Genomic DNA, 22,010 nt, shown 5'->3' on the forward strand with positions numbered 1-22,010 from the left:
GATTTTCTTTTTTTGAACACATACAAAGATATTATAATTATTGGTGGTGGTGCGGCAGGATTCTTTGCCGCAGTAAATATAGCCGAGCAAAACCCAAACTTATCCATTGCTATACTAGAGCGAGGAAAAGAAGGGTTGCAGAAAGTAAAGATTTCTGGTGGAGGTCGCTGTAATGTAACACATGCCGAGTTTGTACCTTCTGAATTAGTTTTAAATTACCCTAGAGGTCAAAAAGAACTCCTAGGGCCTTTTCATACCTTTATGACTGGTGATACTATCGCATGGTTTGAAGAACGAGGAGTAGAGTTAAAGATAGAGGAAGATGGTAGAATGTTTCCTGTTTCAAACTCATCTCAAACTATTATTGATTGTTTTTTGAACGAGGTTAAAAAGCATAATGTCGCTATTTTATATAATCATTCAGTTAAAGAGATACATCCAAGAGGAGATGACTTTTTAATTAAAACGTCTCAAGATAATTTTGAATGTAGTAAGCTTGTTATCGCAACCGGAAGTAATCCAAAAATATGGAAGTTGCTTAATGAGATAGGACATAATATTGTGGCGCCTGTACCGTCACTTTTTACATTTGATATAAAGGATAATCGAATTAAGGATATACCTGGCGTTGTTGTTAAAAATGCTGAGATACAGGTTGTAGGAACAGATTTAATTTCGGAAGGACCATTGCTAATCACTCATGTTGGTATGAGTGCACCAGCAATTTTAAAACTATCAGCGTTTGGTGCTGTGGAGTTAGCCAAACATAATTATAATTTTAAGATAGAAGTGAATTTTGTTCGTTTAGAATATGAACTATGTCTAGACCAATTGAAGAATATAAAGCAAGAATTTGCTAAAAAACAAATTGTAAATTCTTCAAAATTTGAAATACCAAAACGTCTATGGAAACAACTAATACTGGCTTCAGAAATTAGTCTTACAGAGCGATGGGCAGACATTAATAAACAGCAACTAGAAGCATTATCTACCCAGTTAACTAAAGCCGTGTTTCAAGTTAGCGGTAAAAGTACTTTTAAAGAAGAGTTTGTCACTGCAGGTGGGGTGAATTTAAAAGATATAAATTTTAAAACTTTTGAGAGTAAAAGAATTCCTCATATGTTTTTTGCAGGAGAAGTTATTAATGTTGATGCTATAACAGGTGGATTTAATTTTCAAAATGCTTGGACAAGCGCTTATATTGCCTCTAAATCAATTTCTGCTAAATGATTTTTTTTTCTTGTAGCATAAGATAATATAATGGCTTTAAAATCTTCAACTATATAAGGTTTTGTAATTATTTGATTAATTCCTACTGCTTCCGCTTTACTAGAAATTTCTGCCGAATTTAACGCAGTTAATGCTAAAATAGGAATATTAGGGTTAAACATCCGTATGTGCCTCGTTACTTCGTAACCATCCATATCAGGCATGTTAATATCCATAAGAACCAAATCAAAAGCCTTATGCTTTACTAGGGATATTGCTTGTTGTCCTTTAGCCATAATTTCACAAGTAAACCCTGTAATCCGTTCAATATTATTTTTGGTAATTAGTAGGTTTATTTTATTGTCATCAACAATTAAAATATGCATATTCTCTTTAGGAATACCAATAGACCTTGGTGCTTTTAGATTTGTGGATATTACAATGTTAAAAGTAATGTCAAAGAAAAATGTGGTTCCTTTGCCAGGTTCAGAGATATAATCGATATCAGAGTTGTGACTTTTTAATAAGGTTTTGACAATGTATAAGCCAAGACCAGAGCCACTGCTATTTTTGTTTAAAAAAGCCTTGTTTTCAAAAGCACTAAAAACAACAGATCTATGTTCTTCTTTTATACCTATCCCAGTATCTTTAATTTCAAAACGTAGTGTTACGTCTTTATCTGTTCTTTCCTTTTCTAAAACATTTATACTTACCGAGCCTTCTTTAGTATAGCGAATGGCATTATATGCTAAGTTTATTAATATTTGACTGAAGGCTACCTTATCAATTAAAATAAGCTCGTCTTCATCTGAGTCATCAATATTTGTGTATAAAGTTAAATCCTTATCTTGAGCAGCTATCTTAACTGTGCTAATAACATGTTTAACAATTTTATTAATCTTATCAGGTTTTAGCCTTAGACTTTTCTCTTCAAATCTTAATTTGTTTGCTTGTAGAATGTTATCTATAAGAGTTGAAAGATAATTACTCGACGAAATCAATGAGTCTAAATATGATTGACGTTTCGCAACCTCTTTTTCTTGATTTACTAATGTTGCTAAACCTGTTATACCATAAATTGGTGTTCTAAGTTCATGACTTAGAATGGAAAAAAATTCTAATCTATCTTTATCTATAGCGAGTAATTTTTTGTTTGAAGTTGCTAATTCTTTATTAATAGATTGAATATTCTTTTTGGCTTTAAAGTAATTATAGAAAATTACTAAAGCCGCTAGTAATAAAAGTGTAGTGAAAATTGATATTATTAATAATGTTTTAGACGTCTTAGTATCTTTTTTTCTAATTTCATTCGCTAGGTTTAACTTCTGTTCTGTATTAATAATTTTGTAGATTAATTCACCATTTTTAGCATTTCTTTTTTCGAAATTAGATAAAGCAGCGTATTTGTACGAATCAGATTTTAAAAGGTACTTATTTGCTGAATCTAAATTTTTATTCGTTTCTGTATAATAGAGATATTTGTAGTAATTTAAAGTGGCTAATTTTCTTTGAGCCTCAAAATTTTCGCCAAAAGCTGACCTTAATTTATTTTCGTTAAGCGATAATAATAAAGTGAAACCTTCAATTTTATAATCGGCACATTTAATTTGTGCAATTGCATTATGAAATTTGTAGGACTGTAATAGTCTCTTTTTTAATCTTAAATTATCGCTGTCATTAGTGGTTTTAAAGACAGTGAAGTCTATATTGACTATGGTGTCAATTGCAAAATTTGAAACTTCTAGTAGCTCTTTATTTTTTCGAGAATAGTAATTCTTTTTTATTTCATTTTCTAGATTAAGAAAATAGAGTTCACTTTTTAGGTCTAAAGAATATTGTTGAGCTATCGGATAAACACTATCAAATTTAGAGTAATTTTTTTCGGCTAAGTAAGTCTTAATTAAATTAGAAAGAACAATATTTTTACCTTCAGAATCTCCATTGGTATTATATATATTAAAAGCTTTAAGGTGGTAATTCTCTGCATTTTTGTAGTTAGACATTTTGGTAAGTACATTACCCAAAGAGTAATAAGCCTTGGCCTGTGTCGATTTTAAATTATATTTTTCTGAAAAATTTATTGCTTCATTTAAAAGTATTGTCGCCTTATACAGACTATCGTTTTTAACGAGCCTGTTTAGTTTAGACGTATTAAATGAGCACTCTTTAGTACTATCATTTAGGGTTAAAAGAGAGCCTTGTCCAAAAGCAAATAACGCACTAAATAAAATTAAAAGAATGGTAATAATAATGTTAGATTTGGGAAATCTCATACACTTACTATTAAATTATAGTCTACAAGTATAAGTTTTTTATCGATAAAATACTAATATTGTCGACGAAAAGCAATTTGTAGCTACAGATAATCTAAAAAATGGATAAGAATAAAATTTATGTTGCGCTACTAAGAGGCATCAATGTTGGTCGTCATAATAGAGTGCCAATGGTTCAATTAAGGGCCGTTTTAACTAAAGGTGGACTAGTAAACGTAAAAACCTATATCCAAAGTGGTAACGTTATTTTTCAGTCGCAAAATAATAATATAGAGTCTTTAGAAGACACTATTCAAAAACTAATAGAAGACGCTTTTGGTTTTATAATCCCAGTCATAGTTAAAACAAAAAATACTTTAGAGACTATATTTAATGATTGTCAATTCATAGAATCGCAAAAAGTAAATAGTTATTTTATCCTTCTGAGTGAGGTGCCCAAGGAAAAACTTGTTAATGAAGCAAATAAGAAAATATACACAGGCGAGGTGTTTCATATTGGACAGGATTGTATTTATTTTTTTAGCGAAGTTGGCTATGGGAATTCAAAATTTAATCTTAATTTTTTTGAAAAGAAGTTGAATGTCAATGCTACTTCAAGAAACTATAAAACAATGGTAAAACTCTTATCTTTGTGCGATACAATTATTTGAAATGACAGAAATAGACTTTATTCTAAAATCATATAATACAGATATTAAAGGTGGATCGGTAAAATGGGAGTCTCCAAGTAATATAGCTTTGGTAAAATATTGGGGAAAGAAGGAAAATCAAATTCCAGAAAATCCTTCAATTAGTTTTACACTAACAGATTGTAAGACTATTACAGAGGTAACATTCTCAAAAAAAGAAAGTAACAATTTTAGTTTCGATATTTATTTTGAAGGTGAAAAAAATGAAGCTTTTAAACCTAAGATTCAAACCTTTTTTGAGCGTATAGAAGTATATATGCCTTTCTTAAAAGATTATCATTTTAAAATTGAAACATCCAATACCTTTCCTCATAGTTCAGGTATTGCCTCTTCGGCTTCCGGTATGAGTGCAATTGCGTTATGTTTATTAAGTATTGAGCAAAAGTTATCATATACTTCTAATAGAGGTGATCTCTCTTATTTTGATAAAAAAGCCTCTTTTCTTGCAAGGCTTGGCTCTGGTAGTGCGTGCAGGAGTATAAATGGCGAATTAGTCGTTTGGGGTAAAAACAAGAGCACCGAAAGTTCAGATTTATATGGCGTAAAGTTTGATGGTAAGGTGCATGAAAACTTTTCAAATTACCAAGACACTATATTGTTGGTTGATAAAGGCGAAAAACAGGTTAGCAGTACAATTGGTCATAAATTAATGTATGGTCACCCATTTGCTAAAGAACGGTTTTCTCAGGCACATAATAATTTGGAAAAATTAAAAACAATTTTAGCCTCTGGAGATATAAAAGCCTTTGTTAAAGTTGTAGAGAGTGAGGCGTTAACGTTGCATGCAATGATGATGACTAGTATGCCTTACTTTATACTAATGAAACCAAATACATTACAAATTATCAATAAAATTTGGGAGTATAGGGCAGAAAATAATTCTAACGTTTGTTTTACTTTAGATGCAGGCGCAAATGTACATATGCTTTATCCTGAGAATGAAAAAGAAAATATTTTAGAATTCATTAAGAATGAATTAGTTATCTACTGCCAGAACGGACATTATATTTGCGACCAAATAGGATTAGGAGCAAACCAAATAGGATTTTAATCCGTATATTTGTTAAAGGAATTGATTAAATAATATGAAAGGACCTCTTTTTTACTCTAAAATTTTGCTTTTTGGTGAATATGGTATCATTAAAGATTCTAAGGGATTATCTATTCCTTATAATTTTTATAATGGTGCTTTAAAGGTTGATGAAAATCCATCCACTGAGGCTATTAATTCAAATGAAAGCTTAAAGCGTTTTGTAACGTATTTAGCTGATTTAGACAAAAAATTAGTAGCGTTTGATATTGACTCTTTGCAGAAAGATGTAAATTCAGGTATGTACTTTGATTCCTCGATACCTCAAGGTTACGGCGTTGGCAGTAGCGGAGCATTAGTAGCTGCGATATATGATAAGTATGCGGCAGATAAAATTACAGTTTTAGAGAATTTAACTAGAGATAAATTGTTGAAATTAAAGACTATTTTTTCTGAAATGGAATCATTTTTTCATGGTAAATCTTCTGGTTTAGATCCTTTAAACAGTTACTTAAGTCTTCCTATTTTAATAAAGTCTAAAAATAATATTGAAGCAACAGGTATTCCTTCGCAAAAGGCTGAAGGGAAAGGAGCTGTCTTTTTATTAGATAGTGGTATTGTCGGTGAGACTGCACCAATGGTTAGTATTTTTATGGAAAACATGAAAAACGAAGGATTCCGTAGTATGCTTAAAGATCAATTTATAAAACATACTGATGCTTGTGTAGATGATTTCCTAAAAGGAGATATTAAATCTTTATTTAAAAATACAAAGCAGTTGTCTAAAATTGTACTTAACAACTTTAAGCCGATGATACCTAAACAATTCCATGAACTTTGGAAAAAAGGTATCGATACCAATGATTACTACCTAAAGCTTTGTGGGTCTGGTGGTGGTGGCTACATTCTTGGTTTTACCGAAAATATTGACCGAGCTAAAGAGGCTTTAAAAGGTCAGAAATTAGAGATTGTATACAACTTCTAAATTTGTAGTGTTGTCACACTGAGCTAGTCGATGTGTATATAAAAATCTTCCAATGCTTTCGAGACGACAGAAACATATTCTTCTTAAATTTTTCAGCCTGTTTTCAGTTGTTAGAGGTTATAATATTCTAGTAGTAGTTATAGCACAATATTTGGCTTCAATCTATATTTTTGCCCCAGATAAAACTATTAAAGCGGTGCTTTTTGATATTAATTTATTAATGCTCGTACTAGCATCTTCAGCAACAATTGCCGCTGGTTATATTATTAACAATTTTTACGATTCGGAGAAGGATTTAATAAATAAACCAAGAAAGACTATGCTAGATCGATTAGTGAGTCAGAATACTAAATTGTCTTTCTATTTCGTTCTTAATTTTTTAGCCATTGTATTTGCCAGTTATGTCTCATTTAAGGCTGTAATATTTTTTGCTATATATATATTCGCTATTTGGTTCTATTCACATCGTTTAAAGAAACAACCCATGGTTGGTAATATCGTTTCTGCAGTATTAACCGTGATTCCATTTTTTGCAATTTTCATTTATTATAAAAATTTTGAATTAGTAGTTTTTGCACATGCCATATTCTTATTCTTATTAGTATCTGCTAGAGAGTTAACAAAGGATTTGGAAAATATAAAAGGAGATTTAACTTTAGGGTATAGAACAGTGCCAGTTGTTTATGGAGAACAGATATCCAAATATATACTTAGTGCAGTCGTTTTCTTAACCATAATTACTGCGGTGCTGCTGATACTATTTTTTAAAATAGGTTATATGTTTTATTTCTTTTATCTAGGTGTAATGTTATTAATTATTTTTCTACTTATACTTTGGAAATCGAATAGAAAAACGCATTATTTAATACTGCATAACATTCTTAAGTTTATAATTGTAGCTGGTGTATTTTCTATTTTATTAATTGATATATCTGTTGTTTTAAATCGAATTTAAATGAATACTTTAAAGATTGCCATGGCTCAAATCTCACCTGTTTGGTTGGATAAAAGTGCTACATTACAGAAAATTGAAAATTCTATTGAACAAGCGTCTATAGAAAATTGTGAACTCATAGTTTTTGGTGAAGCTTTATTACCAGGTTATCCATTCTGGCTTGCTTTAACTGGTGGTGCGGAATGGGATAAAACGGTTAATAAAGAATTACATGCACATTATGTAAGAAATTCAATTTGTATTGAGAAGGATGAGTTAAATTCTGTGTGTCAATTAGCAAAAGAGAATAAGATTGCTATTTATCTAGGAGTTATGGAAAGACCAATTGATAGAGGTGGTCATAGTATTTATGCCTCTCTAGTCTATATTAATGAAGTAGGTAATATTCAATCTGTTCATAGAAAATTACAGCCTACATACGATGAGCGTTTAACTTGGGCACCAGGTGATGGAAATGGTTTAAAGGTTCATCCTTTAAAGGCTTTTACAGTTGGTGGATTAAATTGTTGGGAAAACTGGATGCCATTGCCAAGAACTGCATTATATGGACAAGGTGAAAACTTACATATAGGTGTATGGCCAGGAAGTGACCATAATACTAAAGATATTACGAGGTTTATTGCAAGAGAATCACGTTCTTATGTGGTTTCTGTTTCAAGCTTAATGTCTAAAGTAGATTTTCCAAAAGATACACCACATATAGACGAGATACTAAAAAATGCACCAGACTCCTTAGCCAATGGTGGTAGTTGTATTGCAGGACCAGATGGAGAATGGATCGTAGAGCCTGTTTTATATAAAGAAGGGTTGATAATAGAGACAATAGATTTTAATCGTGTTTTAGAAGAGCGTCAAAATTTCGATCCAGTAGGGCACTATTCTAGACCAGATGTTACTAAATTGATAGTGAACACCGAGCGTCAAACAACTGTTGAAATTAAGTAGTAAATGTTAACTATTGTTATACCTTTGCAAAAAATGAGATTATGAGTAGACAACAAGATAGCAGAGGAAAGGGAAAAACAAATGGAAGAGGTAATGCTAATAAAACTAAAAGTTTTACTAACAGTAATGCTCTTTTTAAAAAGAAATCTAGAGCAGTAAAATCTTCTAATAAGGATGAGATTCGCTTAAATAAATATGTTGCCAATTCTGGTATGTGTTCACGACGAGAAGCTGATGAAAATATAGCTATCGGATTAGTATCTGTAAATGGAAAAGTAATCACAGAGATGGGTTACAAGGTTAAAAGAACTGATGATGTTCGTTTTGATGGGCAACGTATTATGCCAGAGGCTAAAGTTTATGTGCTACTAAATAAGCCAAAAGGATTTGCTACAACAACTTCAGAAGGTAAAGGAAGAACTGTAATGGATTTAGTGGCAAATGCAACTAACGCTAATATAAAACCAATTGGACGCTTAGGTAGAAACTCTTTAGGATTATTGCTGTTTACTAATGATGACCAAGTTGTTCAGAAATTTACGAATTCTAAAAATGGTGTGGCTAGGTTATTTCAAGTGGAGCTAGATAAGAATTTAAAGTTTGAAGATTTAAAAAAGGTTCAAGAAGGGTTTAAAGTAGACGGTAAATTAATCACAGTAGAGGAGATAAGTTATATCCAAAGGGAATCTAAGAACCAAGTCGGAATCAAAATTAAGAATACAGGGAATACTATCTTACGTACTATTTTTGATACTCTCAATTATGATATTGTTAAGATAGATTGTGTTGCTATCGGCCATTTAACTAAAAAGGATATCCCAAGAGGACATTGGAAACATTTAACCGAGCAAGAGGTTAATACTTTAAATATGTTATAGTTAGGAGACTTAATAATTTAGTATCAAATATTCTTTATAAGCTTACTTTTTCAATACCAATCAGTGGTTTAAATATCGGTTAAAACGCATATTTTTTCGATATCTTACTGATTATAAGCATATAATGTTTATATTGCTGTCCCAAATTATCATAACCTAACATGAAATTCCTGAACAAAACGCTAATTTTAGTGACTTGTCTTATCGGTCTCTATTCATACAGTCAAGAGAAAGCAATTGATATAGATATCAATCCGTCTTATTTTAATTCAATTATAGAAAAATTGCCAAAAATTTCAAAAGACTCAACGTCTGTGGAAATAACTGCACATGTGCAAGCAATGTTAGAATGGATGACAGAAGAGCATTACAAATCTAGTTTTGTGCCAATTTTAATTTATGCAGATAAAGGACTTTCGTTAGCTAAAAAAAGTGAAAATCAAAACCATATACATGATATTAGATCTGTTATAGGTAACACCTTAATAAGAATTAAGGATACAGTAAGTGCTAAAAAGTTATTCCTAAAATCATTAGCAGAAGCAGAAAAGAATAAGGATAGCTCACTCTTACTAAGGTCTAAAGGAAACCTTGCAAATATTTATTATTATACAAAAGGTTATAAGGGTAGAACTATAAAGGCCTATCTCGAAAATATTGAAATAGCTTTAAAATTAAAGGATACCACTAGATTATTTATTTTACATCATAATTTGTGTAGAGCTTTTAATGAAACTCAGAAGCCAGAAAGAAGTGCTTACCATATAGAAAAAACAGAACACTATTTAAATCTTCTTGGCAATCCACCACATTACCAAGCAAGTCATTTTCATAATATAGGCAGGATGCATCTCTTACTTAATCAACCAAATGAGGCTATAGAAAATTTTCAAAAAACAATAAACCTTTGTAAAAACACTGAATTTACGGATGCTTTACTCGAAGGTTATATTGGCTTTAAGGAAGCCTTAGCTATGAAAAAAGATTATAAAGGTGTTTACGAAGTGGCCAATATATTAGAGACTTATGAAGAAGAAAAGGATAAAACTGAAGCCAAAAGTATTATAGAATCTGTAAGTGCAAAACTAAATGTAGAGCGTTTTAAAGATCAGATAAAATCTGAAGAGTTAGAGAAAAAATTATTAGTACAAGAAGCAGAACGGAAAAATATTCTTTTGATTTTAGTTGTTGGAATCGGTTTGTTTCTCGGTGTGATTTTATGTGTAACCTATTACGCTAATAAAAGACGTAAAGTACTTGTCAATGATTTACAAGCAAAGAATAAGCAGTATTTATTAGCAAAACAAGAAAGTGACGAATTAACAAAGGCAAAGGCTAAGTTTTTTGCAACAGTTAGCCACGAGCTGAGAACACCATTATATGGTGTTATAGGTCTAAGTTCTATTTTGTTAGAGACTAACGAATTAAAAAAGCACGAAACCGATTTAAAATCATTAAAATTTTCTGCTAATTATTTATTAGCACTAATTAACGATTTATTACATATTAATAAGATTGAAAATAATAGCTTTTCAGATGAAGAGACTACCTTTAATATAATAGAACTCATAAATACAATAGTCTCTTCTTTTGAATATATTAGATTACAACATCAAAATAAGATTAAAATAAACGTCGATAAAAAAGTACCAAATTTACTTAAAGGAAATTCTGTGAGACTTTCTCAAATTTTAATGAATCTAATTGGGAACGCATGTAAGTTTACGGAAAAAGGAGTCATAGAATTAAATATTCTTACTTTAGAAAATTTAGATAATAAGGTAAAACTTCAGTTTTTAGTTAAGGATACAGGGCCAGGAATTGAGCAAAATAAAATAAGCCAAATATTTAATGAATTTACACAAATTGATTCATCTTCATCTAACTATCAAGGAACAGGTTTAGGCTTGCCAATTGTAAAGAAATTAGTAGAGCAAGCAAATGGAACAATATCCGTAGATAGTGAGCTTGGAAAAGGTACTATGTTTAAATTTACCTTAGAAATCTCTATAGCATCAGAATCAGAACAACTTACAAAAACACCTATTCTAGATTTTAAGCAATTAGCAGAAAAACGTATCTTAATTGTTGAAGATAACCGCATAAATCAAACAGTTACTAAACGCATATTAGAAAATTCTGATGTGATTTGCGATATCGCACAAAATGGGGAAGAGGCAATAACCTTAGTTAAAAATAAGGAGTTTGATTTAATTTTAATGGATATTAATATGCCAGTTAAAAATGGAATTGATGCTACTAAAGAAATTAGAACTTTTAACAAATTTATACCAATAATTGCCTTAACTGCTGTAGAAATAGAAGAACAGAAATATCAAATTTTTGACTGTGGTATGAATGATGTTATTTTAAAACCCTATGATATAGATCAATTTAAAAAGACCATTATCGCTAATATATCTCCAAAAGAAATAGATGGCCTAAAAAAAATGGCTTAGCTAATTGTTGTCATTCGACTTTAACGGTATAGGTAGAAATGAGGTCTTCATCAATATACAAATGAACATCATAGAAGCCCTTTTTATTAAACTGATGCTCTAAAGACATTAGTTTTCCCTTTATTGCTGTATGAGTTGGTTCTGTCTTCCATTGCTTATATCCGCTATCTATATAAAATTTAATATCATTTTTAGAAATTGGTTGATGAAGCTCATACCTAAAAATAACCTTTTCAGTTTCTTTTATAATATGATGCATCTTTACAGGAAGGTAGTGTGTAGCTAAATTTTTATACGCTTTACCATATATTATAGGCGAGGCTAGAAAGTTTTCAAAAGTTGGAATACGATCATCCATTAGCCACCATTTATCTTCTATAGGAAAGTGGTTAATTGCAAATAATGCTGGGTTTGCTAAAAAAAAGCCATCATTGTAGTTAAAAGTGAAGATATTACTTTCTGGATCAGGAATACCACTTGCCCAAGTTGGATCGCATAAATACCATTTATTATTTAATTTTATGGCATTCCATGAGTGATTTGGCAATTCTAAATTTTCAATATCTGTGGTGCTTACTCTGCCATAACCTTGAACAATTTCACATTCTAAATTGGCAAAACGGGCTAATTCTTTAACTAAATAGGCATAACCAGTACAAATTGTTCGTTGGTCTTTTAAAAGTTTTCTAAATAGTTTTTTTCTAAAGATAGCATTCCAATTCGTAAATTTAAGAGAGTCATTTTTAAAACGATCGCGTTTGCGTTTGTTCTGAAAGTATAAGTTATAGTCATTTGCAATATTCTCGCAAACCCACTTATATATAGACCTAAATTGTTCTACTTCAGAATCTAATTCGGCAGTAAGTTTATAAGACAGATTAGGGAGGTTAGAAAGGTTTTCACCTTTTAGTGAAGCGGCAATTTTATCTGCTTTATTAAAATTAATATGAGCAAAATCATCTCTTTGAGCATGAGTATCATATAGACATAAAATAAGGAGTATGAAAAAGAATAATCTCAATATTTAAGTAAAGTTTAGTAAATATAAGTTAGAATGATTTTGATACTACAAAGCACAATCGAATGAATGTATTAATCTTCAATTGTGCTTTTAAAGTTTTAAATCTGATGTAAAGCCTAATTTTTTTTACGTTTAGATTTATATGGTTTTGCTGTGTCTAAGGCGCCAATCATTTCAATCATATCCGTAGTTAATTCTAATTTTATGAATGTTGTATTTGCTGCAATTTTCATTTTTTGGGTTTCATAACCTAAATAACTAAAAATTAAAGTATTTCCAGTTTTAAGCTTTTTGGGAAATGTAAATTTACCATCCTCGTTAGTAACAGCTCCAATTCTAGTACCTTCTAAAGTAATATTTACACCAGGCAGAGGTCCATCTTCGTTAACAATCAGACCTGTAACTGTCCGTTCGTTATTAGAAGAATCTGCTTGTGCGCCAACAGTATTAAAAGTCATAAATACCATTATCACTAAACTCATTAAGCTTAGTGCGCTAATTTTTTTTGGTAATGCTAATTTTAGTTTCATAATATCTCTGTTTTGTTTAGTCTAAATTAATCATGTCATATAAAGATATAAAATATGATTGAGTTATCTCAATGTTTCGATGAGTAAAGTACTGGGTTTAATGAGTAAAGAGGTTTAGATAATTTAAGAATGCGTATTAATTCATTGAAGTAATACTAAAAATAAAATATGCTTGAGATGTGATTTGTGTAAAGGAATAAGTATTATATTTAAAAAAAAATAAGCTCCAAAAAACAGTAAATTAAATGAAGCCAAAAGATGCACATCTAAAAAGAATAATTGTTGATTTTAAAAAATTAACGCCAGAAATTTTAGCACTCTTAGTTGAAAAATATCCGGATGGTTATGATGATGATCAGATAGTGAAATTTAAAAACCTAAAGAATGAACTTATAGAAGCAGTAGAGGTTACCACAGAGGATACTAAATATCTCGTAAAAGTGAGCTCTAAGTTGGAGCAAACGATGGAAAACTATGATGAAGAAGATTATGAGGATTTTGCTGATGATGACCCAGATGCAGTAAGAGATCCTGAGTTAGAGCCTGGAGCGGAAGATGAAGATTTTTAATACTGAATTTATTATAATAAGATTTGAAAAAGACTACTATAAAAATGGTAGTCTTTTTTTTAGTATAACTTCCCAAATAAAAGCCGAAAAGACTAAAAAATATTCTAGACCTATAATCCATAAATTTTCTGATTTGTCTGAAGTTCCTATTCCGCTATAAGACAAATAACTTAGAATAATCACTAAGCTCCAAATTAGAGGAAACCTGTAGTTTGTAAAGACGCAAAGTGCTACTAATGTGCCAACGTACCATGGGTGAACAGTAGTACTTAAAAATAAATAACAAGTAAAAGCTAATAATATTGAAGTAACTAATTTAGGGATAGTGATATTCTTTTTAAATAACGAAAAACCTAATATGATGAGTACTGAAATAATGGGTAAGAATCTAGTGATAATTGCTATTTCATTATAGCCAGTAATACTGTATCCAATACCGCGAGCTATATAATAAATACTAGCATTAAATTCAAAGTTACCAAACCAAAGTCCAACAGTTTTAGAATAGTTATTTATAAATTCCATTGAGAAGAATGGAAGGAAAAAAACTAAAACAGTAAAGATTGTAATTGCGTAAAACAATATAAGTTTTTTGATACTGGCAACAAGCTCCTGTTTCTTTGTAAACCACCAAAAAAACAAAGGCAAAAACATTAACGGAATTAATTTTACAGATATAGAACAGGAGAAAATAACCGCAGCCCATTGCCAGTTTTTAGAGTAAAGCAAATAGAGGCTCCAAACTAAGAAGAAAATCATAACTCCTTCATAGTGAAGATTTCCTGTAAATTCTATAATAATAAAAGGGTTTAGTATATACCAAAAGATTCTATTTGAAGGTAATTTTAATCGCTCTAAAAGTTTTTTACCAAAATATAATGTGCCCAAATCAGCTGCAATAATTAATAATCTCATACCAATTACAGAACTTAAGATACTTTTGCCTGGGAAAAGATTTCCAATTACAAAGCAAAGTTGGTTAATTGGTGGGTAATTTGTAAAATGAGAAGAGCTTAAAGAACCCATGCCCTTATATAATTCTTGCGCATGAGCTACAGGAAATTCATTATTATTAATAAATGAATCTGGTGTAAATAGATAAGGGTTAAAGCCTTCTAAAATCATACGACCATCCCATATAAAGCGATAAAAATCTTGAGATAGATTAGGTATAGCGAATAAAAATAGAAGCCTAAAGAGTATAGCAGTAATAACTAATATTCTAAAGTAGAAACCTGAAGTCTTAATTATTCTAAAGGCAAAAATGAATAATGCGATATAAAGTAATACTAGTTTTAAAATATCAGTTCTAACCAGATCGTAAGCAAACCATAGATAAAAAATAGCGCTTACTAAGATAAAAAGTAAGGTTGATTTCTTGTATTTAAAAATATTAGTGAGTCCTAGCATAAAATCAAATATAAAGTTATTTAGAGTTGATAGGTAGTCGCATAAAAAAAAGATTAATAACTTTAATGAAACGAAAGTTTAAAATATGAGCCATTCCATATATTTCAATTTTATAATCAAAAGTGATAAGTTTAGTGTTTACAGAGCGATTTCACAACCCGAACATTTAGAGAAATGGTGGCCTCTAAAATGTTCAGGTATTCCGGAATTGGGTGAAGAATATAATTTTAATTTTACAGATGAGTATAATTGGTTTGCTGAAGTAAAAAGCTGTAAGCAATGGGAACATATTCATTTTAAAATGACAAAATCTGATGCTGATTGGGATCCAACAACTTTTGGTTTTAACCTAAAAGTAAAAGATAAAGGTACCTGTCTTAATTTTTTTCATAAGGATTGGCCCGAACTTAATAACCATTTTAAGCATTCTTCATTTTGTTGGGCTATGTTACTAAAAGGCTTAAAGGATTATTTAGAAAAGGGGATTGTTATACCTTTTGAAGATAGAAGCTAAGTTTACTAACTATTTAAAATTTGGAATTTTAAGATAAATCTTCTAACTTAAGTGTTTCTTTTATTACAGCCCTAACTGTATCCTAGACATTTTATACCTGCTTCTAATAAGTAAATATGCGGTATTTATTTGTGCCTCTATTTTTTTTAGTATTTGTTTTTAATTTTTCCTTTTCTCAACAGGAAAAAATGCTAGATTCGTTGTATCTCACTTGGGAAAATGAGAGTCTAAATAATTTAGATAGGGTTTTAGCTTATGATAAATTTATTTGGAATAACTACATAGATGCTAAACCAGATAGCGCTCTATTATTGTCGAAAAAATTAATAAAATTTTCAGAGGATAATAATTTTATTAAAGCCAAAGCATTAGCATTATCCACTCAAGGACAAATATTTTATAATCAAAGTAATTTTCCAAAGTCTATAGATTTACTGAAGGAAAGTTTAGAAATAAATAGGAAGTTGAATGACAAAAAGGGAATTGCTAGTGTTTTGAATAAAATTGGAAACGTGCACAAAAGCAACAATGAATATGAAATTGCGCTTGAGTTTTATGAAGAAAGTGAAACACTTTTTAGGGGTATAAATTATAATCAAGGATTAGCTGATGTTCTAGAGAATATAGGTTCTACAAACATTTATCTTGGTAATTACGAAAAGTCCTTAGTATTTCATAAAAAAAGTTTAAGGCTTGAAAGAGAGCTTGGAAATAAAAAAGGTGAAGCAACTTCATTGAATAATATTGGAATAAACTATGGAGTTCAGGGTAAGTATGATTTAGCTTTGGAATATTTTATAAAATCCTATGAAATAGAAAAGCAGTTAAATAATTATAAGTCACAAGCTTTAAGTCTGTATAGTATCGGGATGGTCCATTTAAGAAAGAACAAGAATGAGAAAAGTATAGAGTTATGTACTGAAGGATTAGAGCTAATAAAAAACACTAAATTAGTTTATGAGAAAGAATCTATGTGCTATTGTTTATACGAGGCATATAAAGCAAAAGGTGATGGGAATAAGGCTTTGTTATTTCACGAACAAATGCTTCAATATAATCAAAGTTTAAAATCAGAAGAAACAGTAAAGAAACTCCAGCAAATGGAGTTCGAAAAACAAGTTCTAGCAGATAGTTTACTTCAAGTTGAAAAAGATCTTAAGAAAGAATTTGAGTACAATACTGAAGTCAAGAAACAAAAAGATAATAGAAACTACGCTTTAGCAGGTGGTATTTTCTTTTTACTCTTATCAGGTGGTCTTTACGGAAGATGGAAGTATGTAAAAAAATCTAAAGCAATAATTGAAAAAGAAAAAGACCGTTCAGATAATTTATTACTAAATATTCTCCCATCTGAAATTGCGGAAGAACTAAAAGCAAAAGGCAGTGCAGATGCCAGAGATTTTGATTTGGTTTCTATATTGTTTACTGATTTTAAAGGGTTTACTGAGGCTTCTGAAAAGATGACGGCCAAAGAGTTGATTGCAGAAATCAACACTTGTTTTAAAGCTTTTGACCATATTTGCGAATCTCATGGAATAGAAAAAATAAAAACAATAGGAGATGCTTACATGGCAGCAGGTGGTTTGCCAGTGCCTTCAAAAGCTGCCGCTAAGGATACGGTATTGGCCGCTTTAGAAATGCAACAGTTTATATGTGATAGATACGATGATAAAACTGCACAAGGCGAAACTGCTTTTAAAATGCGAGTAGGAATCCATACAGGTCCTGTTGTTGCAGGTATAGTAGGTGTAAAGAAATTTCAATATGATATTTGGGGAGATACTGTTAATACGGCTTCTCGAATGGAAAGTAGTGGAGAAGTTGATAAGATCAATATCTCTGAAGTAACTTATAAACTTTTAAAAGATGATTCTGATTTTAAATTTGAATCACGCGGCAAAGTTAAAGCTAAAGGAAAAGGTGAAATAGAAATGTTCTTTGTGTCTAAACTTTAGAACTTAACGACTTAAAAAACACGTAGCCAAAACCAATAAAAAGCATAAGGTGAAATGGGAATAAACCAAAATCACCACCTTGGTCTCCTACAACAAAAGCACTATACATACCAAAACCAAAATAGATCATCAATAGACCTTCGATTATAACATTTGATGATATGTTTTTACGTAGGTATTTGTTGTTTTTCCAGTTGTCTTTGTACTTGCTTAAATTAAATTTTGGTGTACGTACAAAATCACTACGTTTACCTGCATGACCTTCTAATACAGCAATAGAATTATGTAACGAAAACCCCATTGCTATTGAAAAGAAGGTAAAAAACATACCTACATAACTGAAGAATTTTTTAAAACCACTTCCATAAATATTACGATACATAAACCAATAACATACAAAGAAAATTAAAGTGCTTATTATAAAGAAACTCATAATGTAGAAGTAGTCTCTTAGATGTGCATACTCGTTCTTAATATAAAGCATCGGAATACTTAAAATAGCAACTGTAAAAATGCTTAAAAACATAGTACTATTTAGTAAATGAAGTAAACCGTGAATTTTTGTTTTAGTCGATATATTATCGGACTTAACAACACGCCAAAGCATTTTCCTAAAATTTTCCGCACCACCTTTATTCCAACGAAATTGCTGCGATCTTGCAGCGCTAATAACTACGGGTAATTCTGCAGGAGTTTCTACATCTTCAAGGTATTTAAATTCCCAATTTTTTAATTGTGCTCTGTAACTTAAATCTAAGTCTTCCGTAAGTGTATCACCTTCCCAATTTCCTGCATCAATAATGCAGTCTTTTCTCCATACACCAGCTGTTCCATTAAAATTAATAAAGTGGCCTTTACTGTTTCTCCCTACTTGTTCTAAGGTAAAGTGGGCATCTAAGGCAAAAGCTTGTATTTTTGTTAATAAGGAATAATTTCTGTTAATGTGCCCCCATCGCGTTTGCACAACACCAATTTTTTCATTCTTAAAATAAGGAATTGTACGCTTTAACCAGTTGGGTTGCGGTAAAAAATCTGCATCAAAAATGGCGATGAACTCACCTTTAGCTATTTCTAAACCTTCTTTGAGTGCTCCAGCCTTAAAGCCGCTTCTGTCAGTTCTTGTAATATGTTTTATGTCTAATCCTGATGCTGCAATTTTTTCTATGTGCGCTTTTGTTGTAGCTACAGTTTCGTCAGTAGAATCGTCTAAAACCTGAATCTCTAATTTGTCCTTAGGATAGTCAATTAATGCAATATTGTCTAAGAGACGATCCATAACATACATTTCATTGAATACTGGGAGTTGTATAGTTACGTAAGGAATTTCATCTGGATTAGACAAATCAAATATGTCACAATCTTCCCTTTTCTTTTTTGACGATAAATAATTGTAAAGCAGATTTAATTGCGCTAAGGCGTACATAAAAATGAGCACTATGGCAATGGTGTAAACAACTATAATGAAATATTGTAAATAAATCACTTAAAACTATATTTAAAGATCCATGTAAGGATTTTAACGCCAGCAAAGATAGCACCTTTTACCGTACCTGAAACTTTTGAGACACCTATTCTGTTTCTATAATTAACTGGTATTTCTCTGTAACTCAATTTTTGTTTTAATGCTTTGAGTTGCATTTCTACCGTCCAGCCATAAGTCTTATCTTCCATTTTTAAGCCTAATAGTTTGTCGTATTTGATAGCTCTAAATGGTCCTAAATCTGTAAATGTTGAACGGAAAAATAACTTCATTAAACTAGTTGCTAACCAATTACCAAAAATTTGTGGACCTGTCATAGAGCCTTCTTCTCTGAGTTTTTTGTCCCGAGCACCAATTACAAAGTCGATATTCTCTTCAATTATAGGTTGTACTATTTTTGTTAATTCTTCCGGAAAATCACTATAGTCACCATCTAAAAAAACAATAATATCTGGCTTATCTTTTTGTTTAGAGATATAATCCATACCCTTTAGACAAGCATAACCATAACCTTTTCGATGTTCTTTTAAAACAGTTGCTCCAGCGTTTTTAGCATTGATCTCAGTATTATCTGTAGAATTATTACTAACAACAATAACCTCATCAACAATTTGAGGGATATCTTTAATGACAAGAGGAATAGATTCTTCTTCATTAAAAGCAGGAATGATGACTTTAATTTTGGCCATTAACTTTTTAAATCTGATAATTTGTTTTCTTTCTTAAATGACTTTAAGTCTGTCCATTCTTTTATGCGTTCACCTTTAGAATATTTTACAGCAGAAGTTAACTTTTCGTTTGTATACTTTAAGCAATAGCCATTTTTTTGATTGTTGCTTAACTGGCATTTATGATTAATCTTCCCATTTGTATCATAAAATAGCCACCAGTTAGATCTCTTTCCGTTTACAAAATGACCTTCCGACGCTTTATTTCCATTTGGTTGATAATATTGCCAATAGCCAACAAATGTATCTAATTTAAACTCACCATCTTTTTCTAATGCGCCATTTTCAAAATAAAATTTCCAGTAGCCTGAGGCTTTACCATTAATAAAATGACCTTCATCTTTTACAATTCCTGTAGAATAATACGATTTCCAAAATCCTACTTTTAAACCATTTTTGTAATGTCCGTCTGATTTTAAGTTCCCGTTAGAATTATATATCTCCCAGTAATCCGTGCGTTTGTCATTACTGTAATTTCCTTTTTCGATATTATAAATACTATTGTTAATAACCCAATAACCAGTTTTTAACCCATTAGTATAATGGCCTTCTTTAATTAGTTTGCCCTTTGTATTGTAAAATTCCCAGAATCCATCGCGCTTACCATTTTTAAAATGGCCTGCCTCAGAAAGTTGTCCATTTTGGTGATAAGACTTCCAAAAGTCTGTTTTAATCGTGTTTTCAATCCATCCTTCAGATTCTAGTTTTCCATTTTCAAAAGGAATCTTCTGGTAAACCTTCTGTGCAAAGGCATAAGTAGAACATAAAAAAAGAAGAATAATTATTCGCATTATTTTTGATTTACAAGTTCCATTAGGTCAACATCGTTGCCTAATAAAACTTCAGTCGGATTTATTCGTCCTTTCATACTATCATTCTCTAATTTTAATACACCTCTTGGGCAAACTGCAGAACAAATACCGCAGCCAACGCAGCTAGAGCGTACAATGTTTTCACCTTTTTGAGCATAATGTCTTACATCAATGCCCATTTCGCAACTGTTAGAACAATTACCACAAGAAATACATTGTCCTCCATTTGTTGTGATTCTAAATTTAGAAAATAAACGTTGTTGAAATCCTAGAATAGCTGCCATAGGACAACCAAAACGACACCAAGAACGACTTCCTAATATTGGGTAGAAACCCGTTCCGATAACTCCAGAAAATATAGATCCAATATAAATGCCATAAGCAGATCGTAATGCACCTCCTTTAATATAGAACACATTATCTGTTGTTCCTGTAAAATGCATAATTAGTAATAACGCTATGACTGTAAAGAATCCAATAGCTCCGTATTTTGCATCCTTTCCAAGTTCTTGCCTTTTAAAATACATAACTCCTGCAAATACTAAAGTCAAAAATCCTATGACCAGAGAAATAAATACACCTCTTGTGAGCCAAAAATCATTTTTATCATAGCCTAAATAGGTGTAAATCATCGCAGTTGTCATTACTACAGAAAAGACTAAAACTAAATGAATTAACCAACGTTCTATTTTCCAAGCCGACATTTTTTTAGATGATAAATGTCTAAAAGAGTCACCAGCAGTTTCTGCCAATCCTCCGCAACCACAAACCCATGAACAATACCAACGCTTACCGAATTTATAGGTTAAAATTGGTGATATAACAAAGATGGTTATGATACCAAAAAGGATTAATGCTAATCCAATATTTCCATTAGATAGAAATCCATTTACAGACCATTCATCAAAAATATAATAGTTAAGCGGCCACATTGATTTTAAATCATAGTAAGGTAAATCGTTATTCATTACATACATGAATTCAGGAATCAAAAAGGCAAAACCTAATTGAAAAAACATTACTGAAACCGTACGAATTTGCTGGTAACGGTTGTGCCTGTATTTAAGAATGAATTTATAGCCAAAAGCTAAAATTGCAACCGTGTAAAGCGTTCCATATACAAACCATTGACTTGCGTTTCTTCCGCTTAATAATTGACTTAGAGGATCAAATAAACTTATTAGACCTGTATTAGCAGATCCATCTGCCGCTAATCCTAAGTATTGTGGATAAAAGTAAAGTACAATATAAAAACCTGTTAGAATAACACCAACTATCCAGCCCCAAACTCCACGCGAAGAAATAGATTTAAACCATTGACCATCGTTTTTTACCCCTTCAAGTTTTGTTAAATAAGCTTCTCTAGAGTATACTAAGATACCTAAGGCAATAAAGCTAAGCGATAGTGATAAAAACAATCCTTTATTTGGGAAATTTGTATTGAAAAGTGCTAATGTTAATATAAATAGACCAACAACTCCAATTGCTAAAGCTACTTTCTGTTTTGTGGTAATATCTAAAGCATCTGGTTTTGCTAAAGACATACTGTGATTTAATTTATTACTCAT

The 22,010-nt window shown here is 30.9% G+C and carries 19 protein-coding genes; 11 read left to right on the forward strand and 8 right to left on the reverse strand.

Features of this window, described 5'->3' with window-relative positions:
• Positions 1-12 precede the first annotated feature (12 nt).
• The gene (locus ACFWU4_RS04530) at positions 13-1,230 is read left to right on the forward strand and encodes an NAD(P)/FAD-dependent oxidoreductase (RefSeq protein ID WP_411125303.1); all 1,218 of its coding nucleotides are present in this window, start codon (positions 13-15) and stop codon (positions 1,228-1,230) included.
• On the opposite strand, the gene ACFWU4_RS04535 is transcribed toward ACFWU4_RS04530, so the two are convergent.
• Positions 1,197-3,482 (reverse strand): response regulator, encoded by a 2,286-nt coding sequence (locus ACFWU4_RS04535; RefSeq protein ID WP_411125305.1) that lies wholly within the window; start codon positions 3,480-3,482, stop codon positions 1,197-1,199. The two genes, ACFWU4_RS04530 and ACFWU4_RS04535, sit on opposite strands and share 34 nt — an antisense overlap.
• Positions 3,483-3,583: 101 nt before the next feature.
• Here ACFWU4_RS04535 and ACFWU4_RS04540 point away from each other — a divergent pair, with 101 nt between their 5' ends.
• The 7 genes from ACFWU4_RS04540 to ACFWU4_RS04570 all read left to right on the forward strand — a co-directional run bounded on the left by ACFWU4_RS04540 (position 3,584) and on the right by ACFWU4_RS04570 (position 11,423).
• Entirely contained in the window at positions 3,584-4,132 is a 549-nt protein-coding gene (locus ACFWU4_RS04540; RefSeq protein WP_411125307.1) for a DUF1697 domain-containing protein, read from the forward strand.
• A gap of 1 nt (position 4,133) precedes the next feature.
• Positions 4,134-5,222 carry a diphosphomevalonate decarboxylase gene (gene mvaD, locus ACFWU4_RS04545; protein WP_411125309.1) on the forward strand — a complete coding sequence of 363 codons (1,089 nt, stop codon included), beginning with the start codon at positions 4,134-4,136 and terminating at the stop codon, positions 5,220-5,222.
• 34 nt (positions 5,223-5,256) lie between these two features.
• A complete protein-coding gene (locus ACFWU4_RS04550) occupies positions 5,257-6,186 on the forward strand; it encodes a mevalonate kinase (RefSeq protein ID WP_411125311.1) in 930 nt (309 codons plus the stop codon).
• 52 nt (positions 6,187-6,238) lie between these two features.
• The gene (locus ACFWU4_RS04555; RefSeq protein ID WP_411125313.1) at positions 6,239-7,141 is read left to right on the forward strand and encodes a geranylgeranylglycerol-phosphate geranylgeranyltransferase; all 903 of its coding nucleotides are present in this window, start codon (positions 6,239-6,241) and stop codon (positions 7,139-7,141) included.
• Positions 7,142-8,086, forward strand: a complete 945-nt coding sequence (locus tag ACFWU4_RS04560) for a carbon-nitrogen hydrolase family protein (protein ID WP_411125315.1) — start codon at positions 7,142-7,144, stop codon at positions 8,084-8,086.
• A gap of 41 nt (positions 8,087-8,127) precedes the next feature.
• Complete coding sequence (locus tag ACFWU4_RS04565; protein ID WP_411125317.1) at positions 8,128-8,964, forward strand: pseudouridine synthase; 837 nt, start codon at positions 8,128-8,130, stop codon at positions 8,962-8,964.
• Between the two features lie 161 nt (positions 8,965-9,125).
• Positions 9,126-11,423: a response regulator gene (locus tag ACFWU4_RS04570; RefSeq protein WP_411125318.1), complete on the forward strand. Its 2,298-nt coding sequence runs from the start codon at positions 9,126-9,128 to the stop codon at positions 11,421-11,423.
• A 10-nt stretch (positions 11,424-11,433) separates the two neighbouring features.
• Here ACFWU4_RS04570 and ACFWU4_RS04575 read toward each other — a convergent pair whose 3' ends face one another.
• Both ACFWU4_RS04575 and ACFWU4_RS04580 read right to left on the reverse strand, forming a co-directional pair.
• On the reverse strand, positions 11,434-12,444 hold the full coding sequence (locus ACFWU4_RS04575; protein ID WP_411125320.1) for a transglutaminase domain-containing protein: 1,011 nt from the start codon (positions 12,442-12,444) through the stop codon (positions 11,434-11,436).
• Between the two features lie 116 nt (positions 12,445-12,560).
• The gene (locus ACFWU4_RS04580) at positions 12,561-12,974 is read right to left on the reverse strand and encodes a carboxypeptidase-like regulatory domain-containing protein (RefSeq protein ID WP_411125322.1); all 414 of its coding nucleotides are present in this window, start codon (positions 12,972-12,974) and stop codon (positions 12,561-12,563) included.
• Positions 12,975-13,219: 245 nt separating this feature from the next.
• On the opposite strand from ACFWU4_RS04580, the gene ACFWU4_RS04585 reads away from it, so the two are divergent.
• Entirely contained in the window at positions 13,220-13,543 is a 324-nt protein-coding gene (locus ACFWU4_RS04585; RefSeq protein WP_411125324.1) for a hypothetical protein, read from the forward strand.
• Positions 13,544-13,579: 36 nt separating this feature from the next.
• Here the strand turns inward: ACFWU4_RS04585 and ACFWU4_RS04590 are convergent, their stop codons facing one another.
• Positions 13,580-14,953, reverse strand: coding sequence for a mannosyltransferase (locus ACFWU4_RS04590; protein WP_411125326.1), 1,374 nt, complete (start codon positions 14,951-14,953; stop codon positions 13,580-13,582).
• An 85-nt stretch (positions 14,954-15,038) separates the two neighbouring features.
• Between ACFWU4_RS04590 and ACFWU4_RS04595 the strand changes: the two genes are divergently transcribed.
• Positions 15,039-15,467, forward strand: coding sequence for an SRPBCC family protein (locus ACFWU4_RS04595; RefSeq protein WP_411125328.1), 429 nt, complete (start codon positions 15,039-15,041; stop codon positions 15,465-15,467).
• A 188-nt stretch (positions 15,468-15,655) separates the two neighbouring features.
• On the forward strand, positions 15,656-17,422 hold the full coding sequence (locus tag ACFWU4_RS04600; RefSeq protein ID WP_411125330.1) for an adenylate/guanylate cyclase domain-containing protein: 1,767 nt from the start codon (positions 15,656-15,658) through the stop codon (positions 17,420-17,422).
• Here the strand turns inward: ACFWU4_RS04600 and ACFWU4_RS04605 are convergent.
• Genes ACFWU4_RS04605 through ACFWU4_RS04620 form a run of 4 tightly spaced genes read right to left on the reverse strand, consistent with a single transcriptional unit; the run spans position 17,412 to position 22,010 of the window.
• Positions 17,412-18,845 (reverse strand): cellulose synthase family protein, encoded by a 1,434-nt coding sequence (locus tag ACFWU4_RS04605; RefSeq protein WP_411127228.1) that lies wholly within the window; start codon positions 18,843-18,845, stop codon positions 17,412-17,414. The genes ACFWU4_RS04600 and ACFWU4_RS04605 overlap by 11 nt on opposite strands.
• 56 nt (positions 18,846-18,901) lie before the next feature.
• The gene (locus tag ACFWU4_RS04610; protein ID WP_411125332.1) at positions 18,902-19,591 is read right to left on the reverse strand and encodes a glycosyltransferase family 2 protein; all 690 of its coding nucleotides are present in this window, start codon (positions 19,589-19,591) and stop codon (positions 18,902-18,904) included.
• Positions 19,591-20,421 (reverse strand): toxin-antitoxin system YwqK family antitoxin, encoded by an 831-nt coding sequence (locus ACFWU4_RS04615; protein WP_411125334.1) that lies wholly within the window; start codon positions 20,419-20,421, stop codon positions 19,591-19,593. Before ACFWU4_RS04615 ends, ACFWU4_RS04610 begins: the two co-directional genes overlap by 1 nt.
• The gene (locus ACFWU4_RS04620; protein WP_411125336.1) at positions 20,421-22,010 is read right to left on the reverse strand and encodes a 4Fe-4S binding protein; all 1,590 of its coding nucleotides are present in this window, start codon (positions 22,008-22,010) and stop codon (positions 20,421-20,423) included. Before ACFWU4_RS04620 ends, ACFWU4_RS04615 begins: the two co-directional genes overlap by 1 nt.

Source organism: Winogradskyella sp. PE311 (assembly GCF_046545555.1).
GTDB lineage: Bacteria > Bacteroidota > Bacteroidia > Flavobacteriales > Flavobacteriaceae > Winogradskyella.